Here is a 12,424-nt window from a genome sequence, read left to right on the forward strand (position 1 = left end):
AGCCTCTTGAAAAAGAGGCTTTTTTTTTATTCTTCAGATTCGAGGTTTTCGTTAAATGTGGAAGGCAGCAGTTGCGGAATAAATTTGATTAATATCGGCAATAACAGGCCACCGCCAGGCAGAAGGAAAATAGTCAATGACGGAATGGTCTTGCAGATTTCCAAAAGCTGTTTCTTCACCTTTTTCTTTTCTTTAGCATCCAGACTACGATGAGTAGAGTGCGTAAGCAGAAGCATCAAATCGCCATTGTTAGATAGTTCCTTAGCCAATCGGGTTTTATTTCTTGTAATCAGTATTTTTACATTCTGTGTAGCCTGGTCGTAAAAATGCTTGACCGGATTGGAATAGTTGAAATATGGAATCTGCTTTTTGTACTTATTGATGAAATTGTCAGTAGAGGTAATGCTTTCAGTGACAAAATTATCAGGGACATTCATGATTTTAGCCAGTTCATATAAAAAGTAAGCCTCATTGCTTTCCATTTCCATATCGCTCCAAAGTGCCATTCCTGCCATATCAATCAGATATAGTTTTTCTAATTTCTGTGTATAAATATCCAGTCCAAGCGCTTCCATGTCCTGCACGTTGACTTTAGAGAATTTGGTGTAACGTACAGATGCTTCAAACAACTTAATTAGCAAATCGTCATATTTCGATTTCTTTAGCTTGGTATTCAAAGCCAGAGAAATAATACTGATGATGGTTTCTTCCAGCTTTTTTAAATAATTATCAGGAATAGAGTGGTTCATCAGGTATTGCTGAAATGCCAGTACATCTACAAACAGCAAAGCATTGGTTAGTATATGCGAAAAGTTTTTGCTGATGATATCCTCATTTGTCTGTATTCGTTCTGCTATAATCTTTTCCAGATTATGAGAAGGCGTACTTTCGGGAAGCATCTTGTCCAAAAGATTAAAACCTTTAGGATGCATTTCCTTATAAAAAGCAATCGTTTTTGCGATAAAGTTTTTTGGATCAGGATCGTGAGTAACCAGACCATATACACGATATAGCGTATTCAGTAAGGCAACTTTTGAAAACTCTTCAGAAATCCAGCCTTTGGTATCAATAGGCTGCGGTGTATCAAACGAAACCACATGGCCGTAGATAAAACCGGTGTCACGAGTGTCTTTATAGAATTCCAACGGATAACCCACAACAGGATATTGCAGGTACTTTTGTTCTGCAAAAAACTTGTCGATCCAGCCGTGTGCCGAAGGGTTAATCATGATTCAAATTTACGATGCAAAGCTATGTTTTTTATTATGAAGTCAAAAAATAATTGACGACTGCTTTTAGTTGTATTTTATATCTGAAAAATGAGACATAAACTTAAATTACTCATAACAATAAAGGCTTTTAGCTGCTTTATCCTTATTTTTAATAGACTAAAGTACAGTTTATGAACCTAAAATCAGGAATGCCTTTCTGGCTTATCAAAGATGGATTGCCCTATACTTTTCCAAAATTGGGCAAAGATATCGAGACGGATGTTGTCATCATTGGAGCCGGTATTTCCGGTGCATTAGTGCGTTATTATTTAATCAATGCAGGAATCCAATGTGTGATGATTGATTCCAGAACAATTGGTTTAGGAAGCACTTCTGCCAGTACTTCGCTTTTGCAATATGAAATTGATACGCCGCTCCATGTGTTAACCGAAAAGATTGGAAAAGAAAAGGCAGAGAGAGCCTACCATTTATGCGATTATGCTATTGATAAATTGGAAGAGATAGCAAAGAAACTCAAGCTTAAAGAATTTGAAAGAAAAAAAAGTCTTTGGTATGCTGCTTATAAAAAAGATGTGTCTTTGTTGGAAAAAGAATTCCAAGCCAGAAAACAGGCAGGTTTTGATGTCAAACTTCTTGATGAAAAGCAAATTCAGGAACAATTTGGATTTAAGGCTCCATTGGCTATTCTTTCTGCACAAGCGGCCCAGACCAATGCTTATGCTTTTACCCATAAATTGTTACAAGCCAAAAAAGGCAGCAAGCTTGATATTTATGATCGGAGTCCTATTGTAAAAATCAATACTAAGAAAAATGGTGCAGTCCTTAAAACCGAATCCGGTTTTACAATCAAAGCAAAAAAAGTAGTGTATGCCACTGGTTATGAAGTTGTAGAGTTTATTGACAAAAAAATTGTTGACTTGCAATCGACCTATGCTGTGGTAAGCGAACAGTATAACGAAAAGAAGTTTTGGAAAGATGAAGTCCTTATTTGGAATACTGCTAATCCTTATCTCTATATGCGAACTACGCCGGATGGCAGAGTGCTTGTAGGCGGCAGAGATGAAGAATTCCATAATCCTGATAAAAGAAATAAATTGATTTCTAAAAAGACCAAACAGCTAACAAAAGACATCAATACACTGTTCCCGTATTTGGATTTCAAACCTGAGTTTAGCTGGACAGGAACTTTTGGAGCTACAAAGGACGGACTTCCTTTTATAGGCATTTATGACAGAATGCCTAATAGCTATTTTGCTTTGGGTTTTGGAGGCAACGGGATTACTTTTAGCCTGATTGCCGCAGAAATCATAACAGACCTTTTATTGGGGAAGAAAAATAAAGATGCGGCTATTTTCTCTTTTGACCGGGTGTAATTTCATGCTAAAATTGGACTTGTCTGAATCGTATAACATTATAAGTTAATTCTGTAAGTAGGATAATTTTTTTATTGGGTAATTTAGATAATCTAGAAAAAATTACAAACCAACTAAAAATTTATACCGTATGAAAAAGCCAACAATTTTTGGAAAAGCACTCCTAAGTCTGGGTGTTTTATCTCTGTCTTTAGGAACAATTTCTTGTAAGAATGAATCCAAAACAGAAGACCCTAAAGAAGTAGCAGAAGACGAGAACGAAGCCAAATTCGATACTATTAAAGAAGCAGAAAAAGACGCTGAAATTTTGGTTGATGCTGCGGATTTTGATTTGGAACAAAGAGAACTGGGCAAGTTAGCACAGTCTAAAGGTGTTTCAACTGCCGTTAAAGATTTAGGCAAGATGATGGAAAAACATCACAATGAATCTTTTATGAAACTTTCTGCTTTGGCAAAAGAAAAACAAATTTCTATTCCAACAGCAATTACGGAAGATGGGCAGAAAGAATATGATAAGCTAAGTAAAGCCGATACAAAAAACTTTGACAAGGACTATCTGGATCGTGTTTATAAAGAACATCATGATGCCATAGGAGATTTTACTCAGGATGCTCAAGCAACAAAGAGCGTTGAAATTAAAGCCTATCTGGAAAGTATGATTGTCACTTTGCAAAACCATCATGATGAAGTAGAAAAATTACAAGCCACACTTGCTAAGAAATAATAATCCAACTAAATATATACAGTCATGGGAAATTTACTTTATACAATAGCCGTAATTCTTGTTATTGTCTGGGCCATCGGTTTTTTCGGAGGAATGGTTACCAGTAGTCTTATTCACGTTTTGTTGGTGATTGCCATCATTGTCGTACTGTTAAGAGTAATACAAGGAAGAAAGCCTTTAGAATAACCTCTTCATAAACAAATAGTCTAACCAATAAAAAACACTATCATGGGAAATTTGCTTTATACAATCGCAGTTATTTTGGTAATTATCTGGGCATTAGGATTTTTTGGGATTCTTGGAGCAGGAATCGCAACTAATGGCTTGATACATATTTTGTTAGTGATTGCGGTCATTATCGTACTGCTTAGAATTATCCAAGGAAAGAAGCCTCTATAAGTTTTGATCCGCCAAAAACAAACAAAAAGCCCGAGCAAATGCCCGGGCTTTTTCCATTTACCAACTATTAAAACGCAATTAAAAGCAATATTGATTTTCTTGAATTAATTTGGAAGCGATGGTTTCACGCAAAGCAACCACATTAGGAAGATTGGTATATTTAGTGAAACGTCTTAGTCCCATCAACATCATTCGTTGTTCATCGCCTTCAGCAAATGAAGCAATGCCTTCTTTTCCTTTAGCATTAACGATGTCAACGGCTTTGTATAGGTATAACTGTGCCATTGCAATTTGCTCTTTTACATTTTCAGCACCTTTTGCTTTTGCCAGCTTTTCTGTTCTTAAGATGGTTGATTCTGCCATATAGATTTCGATAAGAATATCAGCAGCAGCCATTAATAATTGCTGGTGCCCATCCAAATCCGGGCCGTATTTTTGTACAGCACTTCCGGCAACCATAAGGAATGCTTTTTTCAATTTGCCAATCAGTTCTTTTTCTTCTGCAAACAATTCAGAATAATCAGGCGTGTTAAAATCAGGAATTCCCATTAACTCTTCAGCTACTTTCATAGCAGGACCTAATAAGTCTACGTGACCTTTCATGGCTTTTTTAACCAACATTCCAACAGAAAGCATTCTGTTGATTTCGTTTGTTCCTTCATAGATTCTAGCGATTCTAGCATCTCTCCAGGCACTTTCCATTGGTGTGTCTTCAGAGAATCCCATACCGCCTAAAATCTGGATTCCTTCATCAGAACAGTTTTGTATGTCTTCAGAAATAGCAACTTTTAGGATAGAACATTCTATAGCAAATTCTTCTACACCTTTCAATTCTGCTTCCTGATGTGAAGAGCCTTCTGCTACTCGTGCATTGATTCGGTCTTCAATAGATTTAGCTGCACGGTAAGAAGCACTTTCTCCTGCATAGCATGAAGTTGCCATTTCAGCAATTTTGGAACGGATAGCACCAAAATTAGCAATAGGCGTATTGAATTGTATTCTTTCGTTAGCATATTTTATAGCTCCGGAAGAAACTCTTCTTTGCGCATCAAGACAGGCAGCACCTAGTTTGATACGGCCAACGTTAAGAGCGTTCATAGCAATCTTAAAGCCGTTTCCTCTTTCTGAAAGCATATTTTCAACCGGAACTTTTGTGTCACTGAAAAATACCTGACGGGTAGAGGAGGCACGGATTCCTAATTTGTGTTCTTCCTCGTTCATTGAAATTCCGTTAGACGGATCGTTTTCAACAATGAACCCTGTGATGTTTTTATCATCTCCAATTCTCGCAAACACGATAAAAAGACTGCAGAATCCGGCATTGGAAATCCACATTTTTTGTCCGGTGATTTTATAATGCGTACCGTCATCAGACAATACTGCTTTTGTTTTACCAGAATTAGCATCAGAACCAGCACCTGGTTCCGTCAAACAGTAAGCCCCAAACCATTCGCCTGAAGCTAATTTTGGAACGTATTTTTTCTTTTGTTCTTCCGTACCGTATAATGTAATTGGCATAGTCCCGATTCCGGTGTGGGCACCAAAAGCGGTGGAAAATGATCCGGTTGCTCCGGAAATATAGTCACAAACCAGCATGGTAGAAACAAATCCCATTCCCAGTCCGCCATATTCTTCAGGAACAGCAACACCTAACAGACCTAATTCTCCTGCTTTACGCATGCATTCTTCTGTAAAGGCGTAATCCTTATTTTCGAAACGGTTTTTATTCGGCCAGATTTCTTTATCCACGAATTCTTTTACCGTCTGCTTCATCATTAATTGTTCTTCCGAAAAATCTTCCGGAGTAAAAATGTCCTCACATTTTGTTTCTTTTACCAAAAACTGCCCGCCGCGGGTAACGTCTTTTTCGATAGTATCTGCCATTGTATTTTTTGTTTTTTTGTTAAACTTTTTGAGATAATAGATAATAGAGGATAGTTTATAGTTTATAGAGGATAGTTGAAAGTTGAAAGTTAGAGAATAGGACTGCAAAGAATTTTGAAAACTCATAGCTATCCGCTAAATTCTAAACTTTTAAAATGATGTCTCATATCAACTATTCCCTCTCAACTTTCAACTATTTAAAATGATGTCTCATATCAACTATCCTCTATCAACTTTCAACTATTATAGTATTTCATAAATCCCAGCAGCTCCTTGTCCAGTACCTACACACATAGTTACGATACCGTATTTGTTGCCTCTGCGTTTCATTTCATCAAATAATTGCACGGAAAGTTTAGCTCCGGTACAACCTAGTGGATGGCCCAATGCAATAGCACCACCGTTTACGTTTACGATATCAGGATTGATTCCCAATTCACGAATAACGGCTAATGACTGCGATGCGAATGCCTCGTTTAATTCAATCAATTCGATGTCGTTTAATGACATTCCAGCCTGCTTTAATGCTTTTGGAATAGCCTTAACAGGACCAATTCCCATGATTCTTGGCTCAACTCCAGCTGCAGCATAACTTACCAATCTTGCAATAGGCTGAAGGTTCAACTCTTTTACAAGCTCTTCGGACATGACCATTACAAAGGCGGCACCATCGCTCATTTGAGAAGAAGTACCGGCTGTAACGCTTCCGTCAGCTGCAAACACCGGTTTCAATTTGCCTAAAGCTTCCAATGAAGTATCAGCTCTTGGGCCTTCATCTTTAGTAACGGTATAGGATTTAGTCGCTTTCTTTCCGTTTTCATCAATATAAGTCTGGTCAACAGTAATTGGTACTATCTGTTTGTCGAATTTGCCTTCTGCTTGTGCTTTTAACGCTTTTTGATGTGAATTGTAACCAAACAAATCCTGATCTTCTCTGGAAACCTTAAACTGTTTTGCAACAGCTTCTGCCGTCAGTCCCATTCCCCAGTAATAATCTTCATGGCCTTCTTTAGCCACGGCATAATCTGGTGTTGGTTTATAGCCTCCCATCGGAATAAAGCTCATGCTTTCAGCACCACCTGCAATAATACAGTCGGCCATTCCAGATTGGATTTTGGCTGTTGCCATTCCAATAGTTTCCAAACCAGAAGCACAGTAACGATTAACGGTTACTCCTGGAACATCGTCTATCTTAAGTCCCATAAGAGAAATCAGACGGGCAACATTTAATCCTTGTTCAGCTTCTGGCATGGCATTACCAACCATAACATCATCGATTCTTTTTTTGTCAAAATCAGGCAGCTCATTCATCATATACTGAATGGTTTCTGCGGCAAGCTCGTCTGGACGCTTGAATCGGAATACTCCTTTTGGCGCTTTTCCAACGGCTGTGCGGTATGCTTTTACTATATATGCTGTTTTCATTTTCTAGTCTCTTTAATCTCGATTAGTTTCTCAATGGTTTCCCTTTGGTCAGCATGTACTGGATTCTTTCCAAAGTTTTTCTTTCGGTACATAATGATAAAAAGGCTTCCCTTTCAATATCCAAAAGATATTGTTCAGTAACCAATGTCGGTTCGGACAAATCACCTCCAGCCATAACATAAGCCAGTTTGTTGGCAATTTTCTTATCGTGTTCAGAAATGTAATGTCCGGCTTCCATACTGTCAGTTCCAACAAGGAACATTCCCAATGCCTGTTTTCCTAGAACTTTTACATCTTTGCGTTTTACAGGTTGTGTATAACCGGCTTCTGCCATGATTAAGGCATGTTTCTTAGCTTCTGCAATCTGACGGTCTTTATTTACAACCACCACATCTTTTCCGTGTTGTAAGATGCCTAAGTCATACGCTTCATAAGCTGAAGTTGATACTTTAGCCATAGCAACCGTTAGGAAATATTCCTGAAGTACATTTAATTCTACATCATTTTTTCGGAAAAGATCAGAAGCTCTCAAAGCCATTTCTTTAGAACCACCTCCGCCAGGAATAACACCAACTCCAAATTCTACCAAACCGATATACGTTTCCGCTGCTGCTACAACTTTGTCAGCGTGCATGCTCATTTCGCAACCACCACCCAAAGTCATTCCGTGCGGTGCTACAATTACAGGAACGCCAGAATAGCGAACACGCATCATAGTGTCTTGGAATAATTTGATGGCCATATTCAGTTCATCATATTCCTGCTCAACTGCCATCATAAAGATCATTCCGATATTGGCACCAACAGAGAAATTAGCTCCTTGGTTTCCAATAACCAGTCCGTTGTATTCTTTTTCTGCTAAGTCGATAGCTTTGTTGATTCCTTGAAGTACATCGCCACCAATAGTATTCATTTTGGATTGGAATTCCAGATTCAGGATTCCATCACCCAAATCATGTATTACGGCTCCGCTGTTGCTCCATACTTTTTTGCTTTCGCGAATGTTGTTCAATATGATAAAAGCATCTTGTCCCGGAACTTTTTTCTGAGATTTGGAAGCTCTGTCATAAAAATAGCTTGTACCATCTTTGATAGTGTAAAACGATTTGTTTCCGGAGGCTAACATATCTGTAACCCAAGCAGCAGGTTCATATCCTTCCGCTTTCATTAATTCGATTCCTTTTTCAACACCAATAGCGTCCCAGATTTCGAATGGGCCATTTTCCCAACCAAAACCGGCTTTCATAGCGTCGTCTATTTTATAGAAGTCTTCTGTAATTTCTGGAACTCTATTGGCTACATAAGCAAACATTCCAGAAAAATTCTTTCTGTAAAATTCTCCTGCCTTGTCTGTTCCTTTTACCAGAACTTTAAAGCGGTCAATTGGTTTGTCAATTGTTTTTGTGAGTTCTAATGTCGCAAAAGATGCTTTTTTTGGAGCTCTATATTCTAAAGTATCTAAATCAAGCGATAAGATGTCTTTGTCTACTTTTTTATAAAAACCTTGTCCGGTTTTGCTTCCAAGCCATTTGTTTTCCATCATTTTGCTGATGAATTCCGGTAGCTTGAACAGTTCATGTGCTTCATCATTTGGAACACCTTCGTAAAGTCCGTTGGCTACATGCACCAATGTGTCAAGTCCTACAACATCTACTGTTCTGAACGTAGCTGATTTTGGTCGGCCAATAACTGGTCCGGTCAACTTGTCTACTTCTTCTATTGTAAGCCCCAGTTCTTTAACCTGGTGGAAAAGGCTCATGATTCCGAAAATTCCAATACGGTTTCCGATAAAAGCAGGCGTGTCTTTGGCAATGACAGAAGTTTTGCCTAAGAATTGCTGACCATAATTATTTAGGAAATCCAATACTTCTGTTGAAGTTTTTGGACCTGGTATGATTTCAAAAAGTTTAAGGTAACGTGCCGGATTAAAGAAGTGTGTTCCGCAGAAATGTTTCTGGAAATCTTCGCTTCTTCCTTCGCTCATAAAATGAATTGGGATTCCGGAAGTGTTTGAAGTAATTAGAGTGCCCGGTTTTCTGTATTTTTCAATTTGTTCGAAAACCTGCTTTTTGATATCGAGTCGTTCTACAACTACTTCGATAATCCAGTCAGCGTCTGCTATTTTTGAGAGGTCGTCTGTAGTATTTCCGGTTGTAATCCTGTCGGCAAATTTTATATTGTAGATAGGCGAGGGCTTCGATTTTAAGGCATTGGCCAAGTGTTCGTTTACTACCCGGTTTCGGACAACCTTGCTTTCAAGAGTTAGTCCTTTTTTTTGTTCTGCCTCGGTTAACTCTCTAGGAACAATATCAAGCAAAAGTACTTCTACTCCGATATTTGCAAAATGGCAGGCAATGCCCGATCCCATGATTCCTGAACCTATGACAGCAACTTTTTTGATCAGTCGTTTCATTCCTTAGTATTATTTGTTTGTTGTTTGCATCTGTTTTTCTTCGGGTATATCTGAGAAGATATTTTTGTCTGCTATCAGCATATTGATAGTTTCGGCAACTTCAATAAAATGCAGCAGTTTTTCTTCCGGTATATGTTCCCTGATCTTTTCATTAAATTTAAGTACGGTGTTTTTAGAAAGTTCTCTTTTTTCTTTTCCAAACTTTGTAAGATGTATCAGTACGCCACGTCCATCAACAGGATTTTTCTTTCGGGTTATAAGTCCTTTTTCTTCCATTGACTTCAGGGTTCGGGTCAGGCTGGTAGGTTCCATACCCATTTTTGGACCTAAAGTTGTTGATGGCGAACCTTTGTCTCTGTCAAGGCTAAGCAATGCGAATCCTGTGGCCATTGTTGCGCCGTATTTTGCGGCTTCTTCATTATACATTCTGGAAACGGCTTGCCAAGTCGCTCTCAGTATATAGTCTATAGTTTTATCTTTCATATTCGAATTAGGTTATTCCAAATATACAAAATAAAATATTATGCACGCATAGTAAATGAGTTTATTTTTATTTTTTAACAGAAAAAAAATATTTTTAAAGTTTTTCTAACTTTTTGATAACGGTCTAAAAAATATCTATTAGGTGGATGGTTTAGATAAAAGGAAACCATAAAAAAAGCCAGGTGATAGACCTGGCTGATTTTTATAATTCATGAAGATTATTGGAACGACATCTTTTCTTCTTCAATATCTAAGCGACGCAAATGCCTGCGAACGACTTCTTCATTAACGCTGTGATCTTGGTTTATGACACGTAACATTTGTCGCTGCTCATCGAGTATGGAAAGATATACCGTTTTACACTCTATTATCATTGAAGCATCATCTGGAAGATAATTGCTGTCTTCCCATTTCCGAGCCATTTGTTGCAAAACAGCCTGTTCTTCAAGTTCTTTTGAAAAGTTACTTTTTAAATGTTCCAGACTTTTCTGTGTAAGCTGTTTGTACATTTGGTGATATGACTCTTCATCGCTTAACGGATGGTCGTATTCTGGCAGGTTGAATTTCCTGATAATAAAAGGTAATGTAAGTCCTTGTAATACTAAGGTAAGCAGGATTACTACAAAGGTGATAAATAAAATAAGGTGACGCTGCGGAAACGGCATGCCATTATCCAAATGAACTGGAATAGACAAGGCTGCTGCCAATGACACCACGCCTCGCATGCCTGCCCATCCTAAAACGAATGGTCCTTTAATGCCTGGGTTTCTGGTTTCGGCTACGGTAATAAAATTGCGGGCAATCAATGTGACGATAACAGCACCATAAGCGCAAAGAATCCGCACGACAATCAATACTCCAGTAATCAATACTCCATATCCTATAGCAGTAGAAAGACCTATAGCACCCAGACCGTCAACAATTTCAGGAAGTTCAAGTCCGATAAACATAAATACCAATCCGTTGAGTACAAAGACCAAGGATTCCCAAAAGTTTACGGCTCGCAATCGGCTGCTGCTTGATAAAAATTGATGGCTTCTTTTAGATAGGAATAAACCACCGCTAACAACAGATAATACACCGGAACTATGCAGTTCTTCAGCAACCATATACATAATATAGGGAGCAACAAGAGTCAGTACTATATCCATATTGACATCAGTTGGCAGAATCTTGTGTGTTTTAAAGAACACATAAGCGATGGATACGCCAATAGCGATTCCGCCAAATATCATCCAGCTGAAATTAAGGACTGCTTCTTGCAATACAAACTGTCCTGTTCCGATGGCAATTAAGGCGAATCGGAAAACAATCAAGCTGGAAGCATCGTTTAGCAGACTTTCGCCTTCCAGCATAGATGCTAATCGTTTGGGTACTTTTACAAATTTTAGGATGGCACCTACGCTCACAGCATCTGGAGGCGAAACAATACCGCCTAAAAGGAAACCAAGTGCCAGAGAGAATCCGGGAATAAAATGATTCGAAACAATTGCTACAGCTAAGGCCGTAAGAAAAACAATCAGGAAGGCAAAACTGCCAATTATCCTGCGCCATCGCCAAAGCTCTTTCCATGAAGTAGACCATGCTGCTTCATATAAAAGTGGCGGTAAAAAGATAATAAATATCAATTCGGGATCAATTTTGACTAACGGAATACCCGGAATAAAACTGATAGCCAGACCAGCGAAGACCAATAGGATTGGGTAGGCAACCTTGATTTTATTGGCAAGCATTACCAAAAAAATAATTGCCAAGATAACGGCAAGATAAAAAGGAAATTCGTGCAACATTGAGATTGTTTTGATACAAATATATATAAATTTGAAAGTGTCTTTTGTAAATGTTAAAAAACACTTTATTTATATTTGATTTCATACTATGTATTACAATTAAAAATTGAATAATGACCCTACTCAAAGAGAAGAATAATATTTGGAAAGAATTTGCCAAAGAGACTGGCGGTAGTTTTGTGAAAGGCTATTCGTGGCATTCCGACCGAACAGAAATTGAGCATAATAAATGGCTAATTGTCTTTGATAATTATACTATATGGTCAGGAAAGTTCAGTACAAAAGTGACAAGAATAATTGCCCCGATAATTTTGGTAGATAATTTTCAATTTGAAATTTACAGGGCAGATTTTACCAGAAAAATTGAAAAGTTATTTGGTGCTCAGGACGTAGAGATTGGTTATCCTGAATTTGACAAGGCATTTATTATAAAATCAAATAATGAGTTTAAGACGAAATCTCTTTTACGAAATAAGAAAATACGTGATTCTATTGCATTACAAAAAGATGTAAATATCTTGATATCTGATCAAAAAGGAATTTGGGAAGAAAAGCTTCCAGATAATAATTTTGAACTTTCTTTCTTTTTGAACGAAACGGTAAGGGACATCACTGTCTTGAAATCGTTACAGTACCTTTTTGTTGAAATGTTAGATGAATTAGATCAATTACAATTAATTACTCCTAGACGATAATATGGC

General features: G+C 37.8%; 11 protein-coding genes. 5 read left to right on the forward strand and 6 right to left on the reverse strand.

Annotation, left to right across the window (positions count from 1 at the left end; all coding sequences use genetic code 11):
• Positions 1-26 precede the first annotated feature (26 nt).
• Positions 27-1,229: an LETM1-related biofilm-associated protein gene (locus FJA49_RS13000; RefSeq protein WP_140001351.1), complete on the reverse strand. Its 1,203-nt coding sequence runs from the start codon at positions 1,227-1,229 to the stop codon at positions 27-29.
• A 173-nt stretch (positions 1,230-1,402) separates the two neighbouring features.
• On the opposite strand from FJA49_RS13000, the gene FJA49_RS13005 reads away from it, so the two are divergent.
• The 4 genes from FJA49_RS13005 (at position 1,403) to FJA49_RS13020 (ending at position 3,728) form a co-directional block, all read left to right on the forward strand.
• The gene (locus FJA49_RS13005) at positions 1,403-2,605 is read left to right on the forward strand and encodes an NAD(P)/FAD-dependent oxidoreductase (protein WP_140001352.1); all 1,203 of its coding nucleotides are present in this window, start codon (positions 1,403-1,405) and stop codon (positions 2,603-2,605) included.
• A 130-nt stretch (positions 2,606-2,735) separates the two neighbouring features.
• A complete protein-coding gene (locus FJA49_RS13010) occupies positions 2,736-3,329 on the forward strand; it encodes a DUF4142 domain-containing protein (protein WP_140001353.1) in 594 nt (197 codons plus the stop codon).
• Positions 3,330-3,353: 24 nt separating this feature from the next.
• On the forward strand, positions 3,354-3,515 hold the full coding sequence (locus tag FJA49_RS13015) for a lmo0937 family membrane protein (protein ID WP_140001354.1): 162 nt from the start codon (positions 3,354-3,356) through the stop codon (positions 3,513-3,515).
• Between the two features lie 42 nt (positions 3,516-3,557).
• Positions 3,558-3,728 carry a lmo0937 family membrane protein gene (locus FJA49_RS13020; RefSeq protein ID WP_140001355.1) on the forward strand — a complete coding sequence of 57 codons (171 nt, stop codon included), beginning with the start codon at positions 3,558-3,560 and terminating at the stop codon, positions 3,726-3,728.
• Between the two features lie 78 nt (positions 3,729-3,806).
• Here the strand turns inward: FJA49_RS13020 and FJA49_RS13025 are convergent, their stop codons facing one another.
• The 5 genes from FJA49_RS13025 to FJA49_RS13045 all read right to left on the reverse strand — a co-directional run bounded on the left by FJA49_RS13025 (position 3,807) and on the right by FJA49_RS13045 (position 11,723).
• On the reverse strand, positions 3,807-5,612 hold the full coding sequence (locus FJA49_RS13025) for an acyl-CoA dehydrogenase family protein (protein ID WP_140001356.1): 1,806 nt from the start codon (positions 5,610-5,612) through the stop codon (positions 3,807-3,809).
• A 243-nt stretch (positions 5,613-5,855) separates the two neighbouring features.
• Positions 5,856-7,037: an acetyl-CoA C-acyltransferase gene (locus FJA49_RS13030; protein ID WP_140001357.1), complete on the reverse strand. Its 1,182-nt coding sequence runs from the start codon at positions 7,035-7,037 to the stop codon at positions 5,856-5,858.
• Between the two features lie 22 nt (positions 7,038-7,059).
• Positions 7,060-9,450: a 3-hydroxyacyl-CoA dehydrogenase/enoyl-CoA hydratase family protein gene (locus FJA49_RS13035; protein WP_140001358.1), complete on the reverse strand. Its 2,391-nt coding sequence runs from the start codon at positions 9,448-9,450 to the stop codon at positions 7,060-7,062.
• 9 nt (positions 9,451-9,459) lie between these two features.
• Positions 9,460-9,933, reverse strand: coding sequence for a MarR family winged helix-turn-helix transcriptional regulator (locus FJA49_RS13040; protein ID WP_140001359.1), 474 nt, complete (start codon positions 9,931-9,933; stop codon positions 9,460-9,462).
• A 218-nt stretch (positions 9,934-10,151) separates the two neighbouring features.
• Positions 10,152-11,723 (reverse strand): Na+/H+ antiporter, encoded by a 1,572-nt coding sequence (locus FJA49_RS13045; protein ID WP_140001360.1) that lies wholly within the window; start codon positions 11,721-11,723, stop codon positions 10,152-10,154.
• A gap of 113 nt (positions 11,724-11,836) precedes the next feature.
• Here FJA49_RS13045 and FJA49_RS13050 point away from each other — a divergent pair, with 113 nt between their 5' ends.
• Positions 11,837-12,418 carry a hypothetical protein gene (locus tag FJA49_RS13050; RefSeq protein WP_140001361.1) on the forward strand — a complete coding sequence of 194 codons (582 nt, stop codon included), beginning with the start codon at positions 11,837-11,839 and terminating at the stop codon, positions 12,416-12,418.
• Positions 12,419-12,424 lie beyond the last annotated feature (6 nt).

Source organism: Flavobacterium microcysteis, assembly GCF_006385255.1.
GTDB classification, from domain to species: Bacteria; Bacteroidota; Bacteroidia; order Flavobacteriales; family Flavobacteriaceae; genus Flavobacterium; species Flavobacterium microcysteis.